Source organism: Kibdelosporangium phytohabitans (genome assembly GCF_001302585.1).
Taxonomy (GTDB): Bacteria; Actinomycetota; Actinomycetes; order Mycobacteriales; family Pseudonocardiaceae; genus Kibdelosporangium; species Kibdelosporangium phytohabitans.
Map to the genome: position 1 here is coordinate 752,956 of NZ_CP012752.1, position 16,486 is coordinate 769,441.

Consider the following 16,486-nt stretch of genomic DNA (forward strand, 5'->3'; position numbering starts at 1 on the left):
GACTGACATGACTGACCTGGCCGATCACACCGCGGTCGAACTGCTCGCCGGGTACCGTTCGGGGCTGTCGCCGGTCGAGGTCGCCGAAGCGGTGCTCGCCCGGATCGCCAAGCACGAGCCGACGCTGAAGGCGTTCTACACGCACGACCCGGACGCGGTGCTCGCCGCGGCACGGGAATCCGGGAAACGCTGGCAGGCGGGAAGTCCACAAGGGCCGCTGGACGGCGTACCGGTCACGATCAAGGAGAACATCGCGACCGAGGCAACCCCGGTCCCGTTGGGCACGGCGGCGACCGAACTGGCGCCAGCGCCTGCGGACGCTCCCGCGGCTGCGCGTGTCCGGGAAGCCGGTGCGATCCTGCTCGGCAAAACCACGATGCCGGACTACGGCATGCTCACGTCCGGCCTGTCCAGCTTCCACGAAACCTCCCGCAACCCGTGGGACACCGCACGGACTCCGGGCGGGTCGAGCGCGGGTGCGGGCGCTGCCGGTGCGGCCGGATACGGGCCGCTGCACCTGGGAACGGACATCGGCGGTTCGATCCGGCTACCGGCGGCGTTCTGCGGACTGGTCGGGTTGAAGCCGAGTTTCGGCCGGGTGCCGGTGGACCCGCCGTACATCGGCCGCGTCATCGGGCCGATGACCAAGACGGTCGCCGACGCGGCGCTGCTGATGAGCGTGCTGTCCCAGCCGGACGCCCGCGACTTCACCAGCCTGCCACCGAACGACATCGACTGGCAGTCTCTGGACTTCGCGCCGGAAGGCGTGCGCGTCGGCGTGCACCTGACAGCCGGTGTCGGGCTGGACGTCGAACCGGACATCGCCGCGGCGGTCACCGAGGCGGCCCGGCTGTTCGAGGGCGCCGGTGTCACCGTCGACTCGATCGACCCGTTCGTCACCAGGGAGATGCTCGACGGTCTCGACCTGTTCTGGCGAACCAGGCTGTGGACGGACCTGATGACGTTGCCCGCCGAACGGTTCGAGCGCGTGCTGCCGTACATCTCCGAGTGGGCGCGGGCAGGCGGTGATTCGTCCGGTGTGGACGTGTACCGAGGCTTCTCGCAGATCGACAAGATGACCGTGGCCGCCTTGCGGGCGACCGAGCCGTACGACTTCGTGGTGTCGCCGACGACACCGGTGTCCGCGTTCCCCGCGGAGTGGGCCTCGCCGGTCAACGACCCGGCCAAGCCGTTCGAGCACATCGGGTTCACCGTGCCGTTCAACATGTCCGGCCAGCCGTCGGTGTCGGTCAACTGCGGGTACACCGCCGAGGGCCAGCCGATCGGCCTGCAGATCACCGGCCGCCGCTTCGACGACCTCGGCGTGCTCAGGATGGCTGCCCTGTTCGAACGACTGCGACCGGAACAGCGATCAGCCTTCTGATCAGCACGCCGACGATGCCGATGTCGACGCCGAGCACGAACCGCTCGGCGATCCCGCTGTGGCCGCGCCAGCCCGGCACGACGAAGGTCAGCACGAAGACCGCGAGCGCCGCGAAGCTCACGATCGAGAACGGTACGAGCAGCGGCCACTGCCGTGACAACAGCAGACCGGCCAGCGGCAACGTGATCAGGCCGGCCAGCGCGGCGTGCCGGTGGATGGCGCCGTGCCAGGTCAGTGCCTGGTCGGCCGGTTCCTGCGGGAAGATCGCCAGCACCGCGAGGCCGACGCCCCACACCAGGATCAGCCAGTACGCGGACCTCGGGCCGCCCGCCGACCACAGCGCACCGGCAGCCGCCAGCGAGGAGAACCCGACCGCCAGCATCGCGACGCCGGCGAGCCGAGCGCCCTGACCTGTGTGGACGTACTCGCTGAAAGTCTGGTGGACGGTGCCCGCGTAGACGATTTCCAAGTACACCGCCACGCTGATGCCGACGACCATCCAGAGCAACGCGGATCCGGCCAGCAGCCGGGTCATTCGCTCGTTCATGGTGACGAGCGTGCCGATTCGCGTGGCCCGAAGCGTCCCGCCATGGCGGTGTCTTGGCGTACCTCCTCGGAGCTACGGGAATTTCCCCGATATCGGGTCGGTGACCGGTTGGCTAGCGTCGGGGTATGGGGATCGCCAAGGCGTCGGTGACCGGCCGTGACCGGGACATGGGCCCGCCGCTGGGCTGGTGGCGCGGTCCCGCGTGGCTCGGCTGGGTGCTGCTGATCAGCGGGCTGTGCGTCTGGTCGTACAACATGTGGCTGGTCTGGATCCAGGTGAGCAACGGCCTGGTCGGGCTGATCGTGGTGCTCGTGGAGTTCATCGCCGTGGTGTCGATCCGGCACAGGCCGTTGACCGCGGTGCGGATCGCCGCCGCCGCGACTGTCTTCGCGGCGGTCGTCGCCAGGCCGATCCAGCGCCCCGTCGGGCTCGTGCACTCATGGCCGATCGACGCGTACCTGGTTCCCGCCGGGATCGTCGTCGCGCTGGCCATCGCACGTGCCCAGCGGCGGGACATGGGCGGCATCGCGAGCCTGGCGAGCGCGGCGGTGGTGATCGCGACGACCCTGGTGGCGCCGCGCTACGGCCTCGACGCGATGGCCGGACCGCTCACCGGACTGGTCGTCGCCATCACCACCGGGTACGCGTTGAACGATTCCCGCCTCGCCAGGAAGGAAACCGAACAGGAGCGGCAGAAGCGGTCGAACCTGCAGCAGCGGACCAGGATCGCGCGGGAACTGCACGACGTGATCGGGCACCACCTGTCGATGATCGCCGTGCGCACCGACAGCGCGCAGTACCGGATTTCCGGGGTGACACCGGAGATCCAGGAGGAGTTCACGGCTCTCGGCACGGCCGCGCGGGAGGCGCTGACCGAGGCCCGCAGGCTGATCGGCGTCCTGCGCGAGGACGGCGCCGAAGCCGAGCACTTCCCCCAGCCCGCCGTGGATGATATTGCTGACCTCGTGCGATCCGCCGCGGCTTCAGGTGCTCGCGTCGAACTCGACATCGACGATCCGCTCCCAGCCGTGCCCGCCGTCGTCGGGCTCGCTGCGTACCGGATCGTCCAGGAGTCGTTGAGCAACGCCATGCGGCACAGCCCAGGCGCGCCGATCACCGTGTGCGTCACGGCGTCCGGCAAGGGCATCGAAGTGTCCATCGACAATGGACCTTCCGGTCACGTGTCGACCGCAGGCGGGGGAACCGGGCTCGCGGGGATCTCCGAACGGGTCGGCATGGTCGGCGGCGAGTGCACGGCAGGGCGCCGTGCGGACGGGGGATTTCGGGTATGGGCGAGACTGCCCGGTTGATCAGGGTGTTCGTCGTCGACGACCAGGCGATGGTCCGGGAGAGCTTCGCGGCCGTGCTCGGCGCGCAACCGGACATCACCGTCGTCGGCACCGCGGGTGACGGCGCGGATGCGGTCACCGCGATCCCGGCCGCCGCGCCGGACGTGGTGCTGATGGACATCCGTATGCCCACAATGGACGGCCTGGAGGCGACCCGGCGGCTGCTGGCGGATCCGGCGCCGTACCGGGTGGTCGTGCTGACCACCTTCCACCTGGACGAATACGTCTACGACGCGTTGCGCGCGGGCGCCAGCGGGTTCCTGCTCAAGGACGCGCCATCGGCGGACCTGATCAACGCCGTCCGCGTGGTGGCCGCCGGTGACGCCCTGCTCGCCCCTGCCGTGACCCGCCGCCTGATCGCGGACCTGGTCAAAGCCGCCCCGCGCAAGCAGACCCGGCCCAACCAGCTGGCCAGGCTGACCGACCGCGAGGCCGAGGTGCTGACGCTGATCGCCCGTGGCCTGTCCAACGCCGAGATCGCCGGGGAATTCGTGCTCTCCGAGCAGACGGTGAAGACGCACGTGGGCCGTATCCTGGGGAAACTCGGTCTGCGTGATCGCGCGCAAGCGATCGTGCTCGCCTACGAGTCCGGGTTGGTCCAACCAGGACAGGGTTAGAGTGCGACCCATGTCCGAACTTCGTGCGGTGCTTGACGACCTGCTCGCCGAGGGCCAGTCCCTCGATGACCTGGTGGCCGGTTTGCCCAGCGAGGCGTGGGCGACGATGACCCCGGCGCAAGGCTGGACCATCGCCCACCAGATCGCCCACCTGGCCTGGACCGACGACGCCAGTGTGCTGGCCGCGACCGACGCGGCGGGATTCCAGGAAGTGGTGACCGAGGCATGGAAGAACCCCACCGGTTTCGTGGACGAAGGCGCCGAGCAGCTGTCGCGGACACCACCCGCTGAGCTGCTGGAGCGCTGGCGCGAGGGCCGGGCCGCGCTGGCGTCGGCGCTGGAAGCCGTGCCCGCGGGGACGAAACTGCCGTGGTTCGGGCCGCCGATGAGCCCGATGTCGATGGCCACCGCCCGCATGATGGAAACCTGGGCCCACGGCCTGGACGTCGCCGACGCGCTGGGCGTCGAGCGCGAACCGACCATGCGGCTGCGGCACGTGGCGCACATTTCCGTGCGTACCAGGGACTTCGCCTACAGTGTGCACAGCCGCACGCCTCCGGCCGAGCCGTTCCGCGTCGAGCTGACCGCGCCCGACGGCTCGACCTGGGCCTGGGGCCCGGAGGACGCGGCCCAGACGGTTACCGGACCAGCGCTGGACTTGTGCCTCGTCGCCACCCAGCGTCGTCACCGCGCGGACACGGCACTGGTCGCGACCGGCCCCGACGCCGACAAATGGCTGGACATCGCCCAGGCCTTCGCGGGTCTGCCCGGCGGTGGACGCCAGCCTTCTCAGTGACCGTGGCCCGGCATCGAGAGCGTGCGCGGTGTGCCGTTCTCGGTGCCGGGATCGACGATCACGAACTGCCCCATCATGCCCTGGTCCTCGTGTTTGAGGATGTGGCAGTGGTACATGTACGGCGTCTTCGGATCGGTGTGGTGGCCGAACTCGACCGCGAGCCGCACCTTGGTCTTCCCCGGCACGTACACGGTGTCCTTCGGCCCGCGCAGGTGCTCGGGCGGCTGGTGGCCGTCGACGTCCAGCACCCGGAACGCCACCTCGTGGATGTGGAAGTTGTGCGCGTACGTGACGTTGTCCAGCTCCCAGATCTCGTGCGCCCCGGCGGGCACGACCTCGTCGATGCGAGTCATGTCCATGTTGCGCCCGTTGATGTTCGAACCACCGAGCCGGAACGTCCGCGTCCGGCTCGCCTGCTTGAGCGGCGCCAGGGCGGCGAGTGCCGACGGGAGTTCGGGTGACGGCCTGAGCGTCGCCGCGGCGGTGAACTTGACCAGGTCGAAGTCGCCGCTCTCGATGTCCGAGTCGCCGTTGAAGCTCTTGAGCAGCACCTGCTCGCCCGGCTGGAACGCGACCACGACCTCGGCCCGTTCACCCGGGCTGATCTTGAAACGCTTGAGCGCGACGGGTTTCGCCAGCAGGCCGGCGTCGGAGGCGACGACGTGGAACTCCCGGTCGTCGGCGAATCCGACCGTGTAGACGTGCGCGTTGGAGCCGTTGAGCACCCGCAGGCGAACTCGGGACGTGGTCGGCCGGAAGAACGGACCGTACGTGCCGTTGACCAGGATCTGGTCGCCGAGCAGGCCGAACGTGCCGCCGAAGTCCTCGTCCAGCTGGCCGGTCGACGTGAACTTCTTGTCCTGGACGATCAACGGGATGTCGTCGACGCCGTACTCGCTGGGCAGGGCCACCGGCGTGTCGTCGTCGACCAGGAACATCCCGGCGAGTCCGCGGTAGACGTGCCGCGCGGTCTGGCCGTGCGGGTGCGGGTGGTACCAGGTCGACGCGGCGGGCTGGTCGACCGTCCACTCCGGATTCCACGTGCCGCCGGGCCGGATCATCTGGTGTGGCCCGCCATCCATCGCCGCGGGCAACCGCATGCCGTGCCAGTGCAGGGTGCCGGCCTCACCGAGCCCGTTGGTCACGGCCATCGCGACCCGGTCGCCGCGCTTGGCCCGTAACGTCGGGCCGAGGTGACCGCCGTTGATCCCCCAGGTCGCGGCGGGCTTGCCGGGCAGGAGCTCGGTCCGGCCCTCCTGGAGCCGCAACGGGAACCGTTTGACGCCGTCGGCACCGGCCACGGGATCGAGCACCGGCGGGATGTGCAGGGGAGTGGTGAACGCGAGCGTGCCCGCATTGCCTTGCACGCCTTCGCATCCGGTCAGTGTCAGCAGGGCGGCCAGCGCGAGGAAGCTGCGTCGTCTCATGCCGTCTGATAGTGCTCGGCGAGCGCGTCTCGCACGTCGGCCCGCAGTGGCAACCTGGCCGTACAACCTGCGCGGTAGCGTCATCCCCTGGCTGTAGGTGCGGGTTGTCCGCGCTGGGCCGACGCGGTGACCGGCCTCGCGTCGGCATCGTTGCCGCCATGAAGCGATTACTGGTTCTCGTGGTGTTCCTGCTGGCGCTTGCGCCCGTGGCGGAGGCATCTCCTCGGCAGACAGTGGAAATCTCGGTCACGCCCGCCGGGTTCGACGCACCGCGGACGCTGCGGTCCGGCGCGGTGACGTTCCACGTGCGATCGATTGATCCGGACGGCGCCTGGCTGGGGATGGTCCGGCTGCGCCCGGGCGTCTCGCTGGAGCGGTACCTCGGTGACCTCGAACGCGCGATGGGCAACGACCCCGTCGAAGGCGGCAAGGCCGTGCTGCGGGACGCGGAAATGCTGGGTGGAGCTGCTGTTGCCGGTGTGCCCGCCGCAGTGACGCTCCGCGTCGGGCCGGGAGAGCACTACCTGGTCGACTTCCGCGACGTCGGCAAGCCGGACCTCGCCACCCGGGTGCGCCCAGTGCGTGTGCTGCCAGGCAGTTCCGGCTCAGTCCCGGCTGTGTCGGCGCAGATCACCATGCTGGACGGGAAGTTCGTGGCGCCGAGGACGCTCGCCGGTCCGGTGCGCGTGGTGAACTCGTCGTCGCAGCACAACGAGGCCATGCTGATGCCGGTCCGGCCGGGAACGTCCCTCGCGGACCTGGACGCGTTCTTCACCGAGGTCGACGCGGGCAGGTATCCGCACGACTCGCCCTTCATCGGCGGCCCGACAGGTGTTGTGCCGATGTCGCCGTGGCGATCCGCGGCCCTCTCGACCGCCTTGCCCTCGGGTGAGTACGCGCTGGTCACGTGGGTTCGTGAGCTGCGGACAGGCAAGATGTTCGCAGCGCGTGGAATGCGTGCGTTGGTCACGGTGAAGGGGTAGGACGTGCCACGAGTGGCCGATATCGCGTTGGGCGCGGGGGTGATCGCCCTGGTCATGGTGACCAGCCTGCTCCAGGTGGGACCACCGGGGCCGTCCGGCCCGCTGGACTGGGCCGCCGTCGTGCTCGTCCTGGCCGCCGGGCTCGCCGTGGCGTTCCGGCGGACGTTCCCGGCCGGCTGCCTGCTCGTGGTGAACCTGGTCACGATCGCCTGGTTCCACTTCGACTACCACGGCCGCCTGATCACCGTGGCGCCGCTGATCGGCTGCTACACGCTGGCCGCGTACCGCGGGTGGAAGGCAGGTGTGGCAGGCGGTTTGCTCACCGCGGTGGTCACCGTGCTCGCAGTCCGGTTGACGTTGAACGGCGAATGGTTCGGCGACCAGGTGTTCAACGCCGTCCCGCTGGAGGCCGCCGCGACCGCGTTGGGCGCGGCGGTCTTCTCCCACCGCGCCTTCGCCGCCGGCGCCCGCGACCGGGCCGAACGCATCGCCGAGGCCCGGTCCGACCAGGCCAAGCGGCAGGCCGCCGAAGAACGCCTGGAGATCGCCCGTGAACTGCACGACGTGTTCGGCCACACCATGGCCGCGATCAGCGTGCAGGCGGGCGTGGCCGTGCACGTGATGGAACGCAGGCCGGAGCAGGCGGCCGAAGCGCTCAACACCATCAAGCAGATCAGCGACGAAGGCCTGGCCGAGGTCAGTGTCCTGCTCGGCGCGATGCGCTCACCGGACATGCGGACCGCGACCGGCGGTCTGGCGCATGTGGACAAACTGATCGCCACGGCCGGTGTGCACGTCGAAGTGGTGACACGAGGGGACGACCGGACGGTTCCGGTGGCTGTCGACCTCGCCGCGTTCCGGATCATCCAGGAGTCCCTGACCAACGTCCGCAGGCACGCGAACGCCTCGAAAGTGCGGCTGGAACTGGTCTACGGCACAGCGTTGGAGATCATCGTGCGGGACGACGGAAAGCCGAAGCCCGCCACGAGTGGGCACGGCATCGAGGGCATGCGTGCGCGGGCAGCGAAGCTCGGTGGCACGCTGACAGCCGCCCCGCACGCCGACGGTGGCTTCGAGGTGCGTTGTGTGCTGCCGATCAGGGAGGGCCAGTGATCAAGGTGCTGATCGCCGACGACCAGGCGCTGGTCCGCGGTGGTTTCCGGGTGCTGGTCGACAACGAGCCGGACATGACCGTCGTCGGCGAGGCGGGGGACGGCGCCGCCGCGGCCGAACAGGCTGTGGCGTGCCGGCCGGACGTGATCCTGATGGACGTCCAGATGCCCGGGGTCGACGGGATCGAGGGCATCCGGCGGATCGCGGCCGAGCCGGCGCTGAGCGGTGTGCGGATCCTCATCCTCACCACGTTCGACGAGGACGACTACGTGATCGCGGGCCTGCGGGCCGGTGCCAGCGGCTTCCTGCTCAAGAACACCGACCCGGCGCAGCTGCTGCACGGCATCCGGGTGGTCGCGGGCGGTGAGGAGCTGCTGTCGCCGGGGATCACCCGTCGGCTGATCGCCCGCGCGGCCAAGCCGGACGCGGCGGTGAACCACGACGTGTTCGCCCAGCTCACCACGCGCGAACGGGAGGTCGTCGCGCTCGCCGCGCAGGGACTGGGCAACGACGAGATCACCCGTGAGCTGGTGATCAGCCCGGCCACGACCAAGACCCACATCAGCCGTGCGCTGGCGAAACTCGGTGCTCGTGACCGGGCTCAGCTGGTCGCGCTGGCCTACCGGTACGGCCTCGTCAAGGGCGGCGGAGAATAAAACAAGCACGCTTGCTTGTTTTAGGTCCGGCTGGCATGCTGGCGGCATGTCGGCGATCAGGATCGGCAACGCGTCCGGGTTCTACGGTGACCGGTTCGGCGCGGTGCGCGAGATGCTCACGGGTGGGCCGCTCGACGTGCTCACCGGCGACTACCTGGCCGAGCTGACCATGCTCATCCTCGGCCGCGACCGGATGAAGGACCCGAAACTCGGCTACGCCAAGACCTTCCTGCGCCAACTGGAAGACGGCCTCGGCCTGGCGCTCGACCGGGACGTGAAGATCGTCGCGAACGCGGGCGGCCTCAACCCGTCCGGCCTCGCCGACGCCATCAGGGAACTGGCCACCAGACTCGGCCTGGAGGTCAAGGTCGCGCACGTCGAAGGCGACGACCTGATCGGCAGGGCCGCCGAACTCGGCCTCGGCCAACCGTTGACAGCCAACGCCTACCTCGGCGCGTTCGGCATCGCGGAATGCCTGAAAGCCGGGGCCGACGTCGTGGTGACCGGACGCGTCACGGACGCGTCAGTCATCGTCGGCCCGGCCATCGCGCGCTTCGGCTGGCAGCCGACGGACTACGACCAGCTCGCCGGCGCCGTCGCGGCCGGGCACGTGATCGAGTGCGGCGCGCAGGCCACCGGCGGGAACTACTCGTTCTTCGCCGAACACGACATCCGCCACCCGGGCTTCCCGATCGCCGAGATCGAAGCCGACGGCAGCAGCGTGATCACCAAGCACGACGGCACAGGCGGCGCCGTGACCGTCGGAACCGTGACGGCCCAACTGCTCTACGAGATCTCCGGCGCGCGGTACGCGGGACCGGACGTGACAGCCCGGTTCGACACGATCGAGCTGTCCCAGGAGGACACCGACCGGGTCAGGATCAGCGGTGTCCGCGGCGAGCCGCCACCACCGTCGTTGAAGGTCTCGCTGAACACCCTCGGCGGCTTCCGCAACGAGACGGTGTTCGTGCTGACCGGCCTGGACATCGAAGCCAAGGCCGAGCTGGTCAAACAACAGCTCGTGTTCGCCAACCCACCGGCCGAGCTCAAGTGGACGCTCGCCCGCACCGACCGGCCGGACGCCGCCAGCGAAGAAGAAGCGAGTGCGTTGCTGCGGTGCGTGGTCAAGGACCCGGACCCGAAGGTCGTCGGCCGCGCGTTCTCCAGCGCCGCCATCGAGATCGCCCTGGCCAGCTACCCCGGCTTCCACGTCACCGCGCCCCCTGGTGACGCCTCGCCGTTCGGCCTGTTCAAGCCCGGTTACGTCGACGCGAAGCTGGTCGAGCACGTCGCCGTGGTCGACGGTCGGCGCATCCCCGTCCCGCCGGCGGCCGAGACGCTCGAACTGGCGCCCGCCGACGAACCCGCGCTCCCGGAACCGCTGACCGGACCGGTGAAGCGGGCACCGCTCGGCTTGGTGGCCGGTGCCCGCAGCGGCGACAAGGGCGGCGACGCGAACGTCGGCGTCTGGGTGCGTACCGACGAGGCCTGGCGGTGGCTGGTGCACGCGTTGACGGTCGACGAGTTCCGCAGGCTGCTGCCCGAGACGGCGGCGTTGCCCGTGACCAGGCACGTGTTCGGGAATCTGAAGGCGGTGAACTTCGTGGTCTCAGGCATCCTCGGCGACGGCGTGGCCTCGCAGGCAAGGTTCGACCCGCAGGCCAAGGCATTGGGCGAGTGGCTGCGGGCGCGGCACACGGACATCCCGGAGGTACTGCTGTGACGACGTTGAAGTCCACACTGGACACGGCGTCGGACGAGTACGCGGCCAACCGCGACTCGATGCTCGGCAAACTCGCCGAGGTGGACGCCGAACACGCCAAGGCGATCGCGGGCGGTGGCCCGAAGTACGTCGAACGGCACCGCAACCGCGGAAAACTCCTGGCCAGGGAACGCATCGAGCTGCTGATCGACCAGGACTCGCCGTTCCTCGAACTGTCCACACTCGCCGCGTACGGCAGCAACTACGCCGTCGGCGGCAGCGTCGTGACCGGGATCGGCGTCGTCGAAGGCGTCGAATGCATGATCATGGCGAACGACCCGACCGTGAAGGGCGGGTCGAGCAACCCGTGGACGGCCAGGAAGGTCGGCCGCGCGATGGACATCGCGGTGGAGAACCGGTTGCCGATGATCAACCTCGGCGAGTCGGGTGGCGCGGATCTGCCGTCCCAGAAGGAGATCTTCATCCCCGGCGGCCGGATGTTCCGTGACCTGACCAGGATGTCCGCCGCCGGGATCCCCACGATCGCGCTCGTGTTCGGCAACGCGACGGCCGGTGGCGCGTACGTGCCGGGCATGTCCGACCACGTGGTGATGGTCAAGGGACAGTCCAAGGTGTTCCTCGGCGGACCGCCGCTGGTGAAGATGGCGACCGGCGAGGAGTCGGACGACGAGTCGCTCGGCGGCGCGGAGATGCACGCCCGCACGTCCGGCCTCGCGGACTACTTCGCGGCGGACGAGCAGGACGCGATCCGGATCGGGCGGCGGATCGTGGCCAGGCTGAACTGGCAGAAGAAGGGCGCCACGCCCGCGCCGTTCGTCCCGCCGCGCTACGACGAGGAAGAACTGCTCGGCATCGTGCCGGGTGACCTCAAGATCCCGTTCGACCCGCGTGAGGTGATCGCCCGCGTGGTCGACGGCTCGGCCTTCGACGAGTTCAAACCGTTGTACGGCAGCAGCCTGGCGACCGGCTGGGCGTCGCTGCACGGCTACCCGGTCGGCATCCTCGCCAACGCCCGCGGCGTGCTGTTCAGTGAGGAGTCGCAGAAGGCGGCGCAGTTCATCCAGCTGGCCAACCAGTCGGACACGCCGTTGATCTTCCTGCACAACACCACCGGCTACATGGTCGGCAAGGACTTCGAGCAGGGCGGGATCATCAAGCACGGCTCGATGATGATCAACGCGGTGTCGAACTCGAAGGTGCCGCACATCTCGATCCTGATGGGCGCGTCCTACGGAGCCGGGCACTACGGGATGTGCGGACGAGCGTACGACCCGCGTTTCCTCTTCTCGTGGCCGAGCGCGAAGTCGGCGGTGATGGGCCCGCAGCAGCTGGCCGGTGTGCTGTCCATTGTGGCCAGAGCGGCGGCGCAGTCCCGTGGCCAGGAGTACAGCGAGGAGAACGACGCGGCCATGCGCGCGATGGTGGAGGCGCAGATCGAAGCCGAGTCGCTGCCGATGTTCCTGTCCGGCATGCTCTACGACGACGGCGTGATCGACCCGCGCGACACCAGAACGATCCTCGGGCTGTGCCTGTCCGTCATCCACACAACGCCAGTCGCCGGTGCGGACGGCTTCGGCGTCTTCCGGATGTGAGAGCGATGATCACAAGTGTGCTGGTTGCCAACCGCGGTGAGATCGCCCGGCGGGTGTTCCGTTCCTGCCGGGCGCTCGGCGTCGGCTGCGTCGCGGTCCACTCGGACGCCGACGCCCAATCCCCGCACGTCGAAGAAGCGGACGCGGCCGTGCGCCTGCCCGGCAACTCACCGGCGGAGACGTACCTGCGGGCCTCGCTGATCATCGACGCGGCCCGCCGAGCGGGCGCGGACGCGATCCACCCCGGATACGGCTTCTTGTCGGAGAACGCGGACTTCGCCCGTGCGGTGATCGAAGCGGGCCTGACCTGGATCGGGCCGTCGCCGGAAGCGATCGACCAGATGGGCTCGAAGATCGCGGCGAAGCAGCTGATGTCGGCGGCCGGCGTGCCGACGCTGTCCGAAGTAGACGAAGTAGGCGAGTCGGACCTGCCGGTGCTGATCAAAGCATCGGCAGGCGGCGGCGGACGGGGAATGCGGATCGTCCGTGCCTTGGCGGACCTGCGATCCGAACTGGAAGCGGCCCGCTCGGAAGCCCAGTCGGCGTTCGGGGACCCGACGGTGTTCTGCGAGCCCTACCTGGAAACAGGACGGCACATCGAAGTCCAGATCATGGCCGACAACCACGGCACAGTCTGGGCGGTGGGCGAGCGCGAATGCTCAATCCAGCGCAGGCACCAGAAAGTAATCGAAGAAGCCCCCTCGCCGTTGGTCGAGCGAACCCCAGGAATGCGCGCGAAGCTCTTCGAAGCAGCCCGCGCGGCCGCCTCGGCCATCGACTACACCGGCGCGGGGACAGTGGAGTTCCTCGCCGACGACCACGGCCGCTTCTACTTCCTGGAAATGAACACCCGGCTTCAGGTGGAGCACCCGGTGACCGAGTGCACGACGGGCCTCGACCTGGTGCGCCTGCAGATACTGGTGGCCCAGGGCGCCCACCTCGCAGCGGTGGCACCCCACACCACAGACCTGCCCGCCCGCTCGCAGACCGCCCCGACCGCAGCCTTCTCCGCACCAGCAATTCCCCAAGGGGACCCCCTGAATTCAACGCTACCGCAGGGGTCTGACAATTCCGGATCGCGCGCGGCAGAAGCCCAGCCGCAGCAGCACAACAGCCCCGGCGCAGCCTCTTCCGCAGCAGCAATTCCCCAGGGGGACCCCCTGAATTCAACGTTACCGGAGGGGTCTGACAATTCCGGGCCACCGGCGGCGCGGGGGCATGCGATCGAGGTGCGGCTTTACGCCGAAGATCCCGCGCAGGACTGGCGGCCGCAGAGCGGGGTCGTGCACCGGCTCGCCGTGCCCGGAGTGGGGACGGAGTTCGCTGTGCCCGCTGGTGCGGGGTTGCGGCTCGACAGCGGCGTGCGGGACGGGTCCGTCGTCAGTGTCTTCTACGACCCGATGCTGGCGAAGGTGATCTCGTTCGCGCCGACTCGGGACGAGGCTGCGCTGGGGTTGGCGGGTGCGTTGGCGCGTGCCGAGATCCACGGGTTGACCACCAACCGCGACTTGCTTGTGCGGGTGTTGCGGCATCCGGAGTTTCTGGCGGGCAACACGGACACCGCGTTCCTCGACCGGCACGGGTTGGCGGTGCTCGCTGAGCCGCTCGCCGACAAGGACGCCGAGGCCCTCAGTGCGTTGGCCGCCGCGTTGGCTGACGCCGCCGCGCGTCGTACCGCCGATGTGCCGAGCGGGTGGCGGAATGTGCCGTCGCAGTCGCAGCGGAAGGTGTACAGCACTGCGTCCGGGGAGGTGGAGGTCAGCTACCGGCACACCCGGGCCGGTCTGATTGCTGATGCTCACCCTGGCCTGCGGTCGCTCAGCGCTGAGCCGGGTGAGGTCGTGCTGGAGGTCGATGGCGTGCGGCGCGCGTTCCGGGTCGCGGTGTACCCGGATGTGGTCTGTGTGGACTCGTCGCTCGGGCCGGTCGCGCTCACGCCTGTGCCGAGGTTCACTGACCCGTCCGAGCAGACCGCCCCCGGGTCGCTGCTGGCGCCGATGCCCGGCACGGTCGTCCGGGTCGCGGTTTCCGAGGGTGACCAGGTCGAACAGGGGCAGTCGCTGCTGTGGCTCGAGGCGATGAAGATGGAGCACAAGATCATCGCGCCCGCGTCCGGCACGCTCACCTCACTGCCGGTCACCGCAGGTCAGCAGGTTGATCTCGGCGCCGTGCTGGCGGTGGTAACGCCCCCGGAATGAGTAGGTCTAGCTCCACTGGCCAGCGGCCTCCGACGTACCAGAATGGGACGCATGAGCTCACCGCGTCCGACCAGACTCCAGTTGTTCGGCTGGGCTGTGGCGTTGATCGGCATGATGGTCCCGCTGTACGTGCTGGTGTCGTTCTTCCTCACGTCACTGGGGCTGATCCTGATCTGGCTCGGGCTGCCGTTCACGCTCGCGGTGCTGACGCTGATGCGGAAGTTCACCAACTTCCACCGCGGGCGCGCGGGTTGGGTGCTCGGCACCGAGGTCGGGCGGCCCTACCGGGCCCGTGTGCCCGAGCACGGCCTGATCAAGCGTGTGTTCGCGATGCTCGGCGATCCCGCGACCTGGCGTGACTTCGGGTGGCTGTTCGCGCAGATGGTCGCCGGTTCCGCGTTGGCGATCACCAACGTGGCGCTCCTGGTCGGCGGCATCGGCCACATCACACTGGCCACCTGGTGGTGGGCGCTGCCCGACGACGCCGACGTCAACCTGGTCGGCTTCCTCTCGGTGCACTCGACCGAGTCCGCCCTGTACGCCGGCATCCCCCTCGGCCTGGTGTACATCGTTGTCTGGTACATCGCCTCACCAACCATGATGCGCGCGCAGGCGCGCATGACCGCGTCCTTGCTGGCGCCGACCGAAGCGGCACAGCTGGCCAACCGCGTTCAGGAACTGACAGTCTCACGCGCGGACACTGTGGACACGCAAGCCGCGGAACTCAGGCGTATCGAGCGCGACCTGCACGACGGTGCGCAGGCAAGGCTGGTGGCCCTGGGCATGAGCCTCGGCATGGCCGAGGAAACGGTGGCACGCGACCCAGCCGCCGCGCGAGAACTGCTCGCCGAGGCCCGCGCCGCCAGCTCGCAGGCCCTGGCCGAGCTGCGCGACCTCGTGCGTGGCATCCACCCGCCCGTACTGGCCGACCGTGGGCTCGAAGGCGCCATCCAGGCACTCGTGCTTGCCAACCCGTTGCAGACCGATGTGGACATCGACATTCCCGGTCGCCTGTCCGCGCCGGTGGAGTCGGCGGCGTACTTCGCCGTGGCGGAAACGCTGACCAACGTGGTCAAGCACGCGTCCGCGAGCAAGGCGTGGATCCGGCTGAACTACGAGGACGGCAAACTCGTCATGCTGGTCGGTGACGACGGTCGCGGTGGCGCCAACGCCAGCGACGGCACAGGTCTGCGGGGCATCGAACGACGGCTTTCCGCTTTTGACGGCACACTGGTGATCAGCAGCCCGCTCGGCGGGCCGACCGTCGTGGTGATGTCCGTGCCGTGCGAACTCGTCGCGGGGAACTGATCACGCTGTTCGTTCGTTGGCGGCGCACACAGTTCTGCGGCAACTGTGCAATGAGTGTGTTCGTTCCGTGTGGCCTCTGCTCCTAACGTGCTTTCGCCTGGGTGTCCCCGACATTGACACCCGGTTCCGCGAATCGAGGAGAACTGAGGCACGTGAGCACATACCCGACTACCCCATCGACCCACGGCGGCCAGGCCGTGGGGGCGCCGTCCAAGCCCGGGACGCTGATGGCGGCACTGGTCACGACGGCGCTCGCCGGACTGCTCGGTGTGATCAACAGCGTGTATGTCCTTGTCGTCGGTGGCAAGGAGGTCGCAGGCCAGCTGATCGCCAACGTCGCAGCGGACGTGACCGGGCAGGACGCCAACGAACTGGCGGTCAACGCGGCGAAGGGCATCGCGGGCGAGGCGCTGGGCGACCAGGTCGAGGGCAGGGCGTACCTGCTGCTGGTGCCCGCCGCGCTGGTGCTGCTGTTCGCGCTGATGATGAACAAGGCGTCCACCGGGATCCGTGTGACGGCAACGATCTTCGCGGTCATCACGGTCGCCGAGGCCGGCTGGTTCAGCCTCGACTACGGCAGCGCCGCACCGACGCTGATGGCCGTCACCGGCTGGGGCGCAGCCATCGTCGGGATCGTGGCCATCGTGCTGATGTGGCTGCCCGCCAACGGTCAGTACGCCAAGGCGCTCAAGCGGGCCTGATGCGACCGAGCTCGGGGGAAAGGCCGGACGACCGGAGGGGTGCGTCCGGCCTTTGGGCTGTGCGATGCCGGAACCCGCGGAGCCATGTGCCT

The 16,486-nt window shown here is 69.2% G+C and carries 14 protein-coding genes; 12 read left to right on the plus strand and 2 right to left on the minus strand.

Annotated features, from left to right (window positions below; all coding sequences use genetic code 11):
- Positions 1 to 7: 7 nt before the first annotated feature.
- Positions 8 to 1,384, plus strand: coding sequence for an amidase (locus tag AOZ06_RS03610; RefSeq protein ID WP_054288104.1), 1,377 nt, complete (start codon positions 8 to 10; stop codon positions 1,382 to 1,384).
- On the opposite strand, the gene AOZ06_RS03615 is transcribed toward AOZ06_RS03610, so the two are convergent.
- Positions 1,329 to 1,931, minus strand: a complete 603-nt coding sequence (locus tag AOZ06_RS03615) for a DUF998 domain-containing protein (protein WP_054288105.1) — start codon at positions 1,929 to 1,931, stop codon at positions 1,329 to 1,331. The two genes, AOZ06_RS03610 and AOZ06_RS03615, sit on opposite strands and share 56 nt — an antisense overlap.
- Positions 1,932 to 2,056: 125 nt before the next feature.
- Between AOZ06_RS03615 and AOZ06_RS03620 the strand changes: the two genes are divergently transcribed.
- Genes AOZ06_RS03620 through AOZ06_RS03630 form a run of 3 tightly spaced genes read left to right on the plus strand, consistent with a single transcriptional unit; the run spans position 2,057 to position 4,693 of the window.
- Complete coding sequence (locus AOZ06_RS03620) at positions 2,057 to 3,241, plus strand: sensor histidine kinase (RefSeq protein WP_054288106.1); 1,185 nt, start codon at positions 2,057 to 2,059, stop codon at positions 3,239 to 3,241.
- The gene (locus tag AOZ06_RS03625) at positions 3,220 to 3,897 is read left to right on the plus strand and encodes a response regulator (protein ID WP_157232782.1); all 678 of its coding nucleotides are present in this window, start codon (positions 3,220 to 3,222) and stop codon (positions 3,895 to 3,897) included. Before AOZ06_RS03620 ends, AOZ06_RS03625 begins: the two co-directional genes overlap by 22 nt.
- A gap of 10 nt (positions 3,898 to 3,907) precedes the next feature.
- Positions 3,908 to 4,693, plus strand: a complete 786-nt coding sequence (locus AOZ06_RS03630) for a TIGR03084 family metal-binding protein (RefSeq protein WP_054288107.1) — start codon at positions 3,908 to 3,910, stop codon at positions 4,691 to 4,693.
- Here the strand turns inward: AOZ06_RS03630 and AOZ06_RS03635 are convergent.
- Positions 4,687 to 6,120 (minus strand): multicopper oxidase family protein, encoded by a 1,434-nt coding sequence (locus AOZ06_RS03635; RefSeq protein WP_054288108.1) that lies wholly within the window; start codon positions 6,118 to 6,120, stop codon positions 4,687 to 4,689. The two genes, AOZ06_RS03630 and AOZ06_RS03635, sit on opposite strands and share 7 nt — an antisense overlap.
- Positions 6,121 to 6,278: 158 nt before the next feature.
- Here AOZ06_RS03635 and AOZ06_RS03640 point away from each other — a divergent pair, with 158 nt between their 5' ends.
- The 8 genes from AOZ06_RS03640 to AOZ06_RS03675 all read left to right on the plus strand — a co-directional run bounded on the left by AOZ06_RS03640 (position 6,279) and on the right by AOZ06_RS03675 (position 16,394).
- Positions 6,279 to 7,103, plus strand: a complete 825-nt coding sequence (locus AOZ06_RS03640) for a hypothetical protein (RefSeq protein ID WP_054288109.1) — start codon at positions 6,279 to 6,281, stop codon at positions 7,101 to 7,103.
- Between the two features lie 3 nt (positions 7,104 to 7,106).
- Complete coding sequence (locus tag AOZ06_RS03645) at positions 7,107 to 8,216, plus strand: sensor histidine kinase (RefSeq protein ID WP_157232783.1); 1,110 nt, start codon at positions 7,107 to 7,109, stop codon at positions 8,214 to 8,216.
- On the plus strand, positions 8,213 to 8,872 hold the full coding sequence (locus tag AOZ06_RS03650; protein ID WP_054288111.1) for a response regulator: 660 nt from the start codon (positions 8,213 to 8,215) through the stop codon (positions 8,870 to 8,872). Before AOZ06_RS03645 ends, AOZ06_RS03650 begins: the two co-directional genes overlap by 4 nt.
- Before the next feature lie 46 nt (positions 8,873 to 8,918).
- Complete coding sequence (locus tag AOZ06_RS03655) at positions 8,919 to 10,595, plus strand: acyclic terpene utilization AtuA family protein (RefSeq protein WP_054288112.1); 1,677 nt, start codon at positions 8,919 to 8,921, stop codon at positions 10,593 to 10,595.
- Positions 10,592 to 12,187 carry an acyl-CoA carboxylase subunit beta gene (locus AOZ06_RS03660; protein WP_054288113.1) on the plus strand — a complete coding sequence of 532 codons (1,596 nt, stop codon included), beginning with the start codon at positions 10,592 to 10,594 and terminating at the stop codon, positions 12,185 to 12,187. Before AOZ06_RS03655 ends, AOZ06_RS03660 begins: the two co-directional genes overlap by 4 nt.
- 5 nt (positions 12,188 to 12,192) lie before the next feature.
- Entirely contained in the window at positions 12,193 to 14,385 is a 2,193-nt protein-coding gene (locus AOZ06_RS59525) for an ATP-binding protein (RefSeq protein ID WP_054288114.1), read from the plus strand.
- Between the two features lie 51 nt (positions 14,386 to 14,436).
- The gene (locus AOZ06_RS03670) at positions 14,437 to 15,693 is read left to right on the plus strand and encodes a sensor histidine kinase (protein WP_218921927.1); all 1,257 of its coding nucleotides are present in this window, start codon (positions 14,437 to 14,439) and stop codon (positions 15,691 to 15,693) included.
- Between the two features lie 152 nt (positions 15,694 to 15,845).
- Positions 15,846 to 16,394 carry a hypothetical protein gene (locus AOZ06_RS03675; RefSeq protein WP_157232784.1) on the plus strand — a complete coding sequence of 183 codons (549 nt, stop codon included), beginning with the start codon at positions 15,846 to 15,848 and terminating at the stop codon, positions 16,392 to 16,394.
- Positions 16,395 to 16,486: the final 92 nt, after the last annotated feature.

Coding starts and splice junctions, on each gene's coding strand:
- AOZ06_RS03635 (WP_054288108.1), bottom strand. CDS start 6,120: ATGAGACGACGCAGCTTCCTCGCGCTGGCCGCCCTGCTGACACTGACC.
- AOZ06_RS03615 (WP_054288105.1), bottom strand. CDS start 1,931: ATGAACGAGCGAATGACCCGGCTGCTGGCCGGATCCGCGTTGCTCTGG.
- AOZ06_RS03630 (WP_054288107.1), top strand. CDS start 3,908: ATGTCCGAACTTCGTGCGGTGCTTGACGACCTGCTCGCCGAGGGCCAG.
- AOZ06_RS03620 (WP_054288106.1), top strand. CDS start 2,057: ATGGGGATCGCCAAGGCGTCGGTGACCGGCCGTGACCGGGACATGGGC.
- AOZ06_RS03655 (WP_054288112.1), top strand. CDS start 8,919: ATGTCGGCGATCAGGATCGGCAACGCGTCCGGGTTCTACGGTGACCGG.
- AOZ06_RS59525 (WP_054288114.1), top strand. CDS start 12,193: ATGATCACAAGTGTGCTGGTTGCCAACCGCGGTGAGATCGCCCGGCGG.
- AOZ06_RS03610 (WP_054288104.1), top strand. CDS start 8: ATGACTGACCTGGCCGATCACACCGCGGTCGAACTGCTCGCCGGGTAC.
- AOZ06_RS03670 (WP_218921927.1), top strand. CDS start 14,437: ATGAGCTCACCGCGTCCGACCAGACTCCAGTTGTTCGGCTGGGCTGTG.
- AOZ06_RS03625 (WP_157232782.1), top strand. CDS start 3,220: ATGGGCGAGACTGCCCGGTTGATCAGGGTGTTCGTCGTCGACGACCAG.
- AOZ06_RS03640 (WP_054288109.1), top strand. CDS start 6,279: ATGAAGCGATTACTGGTTCTCGTGGTGTTCCTGCTGGCGCTTGCGCCC.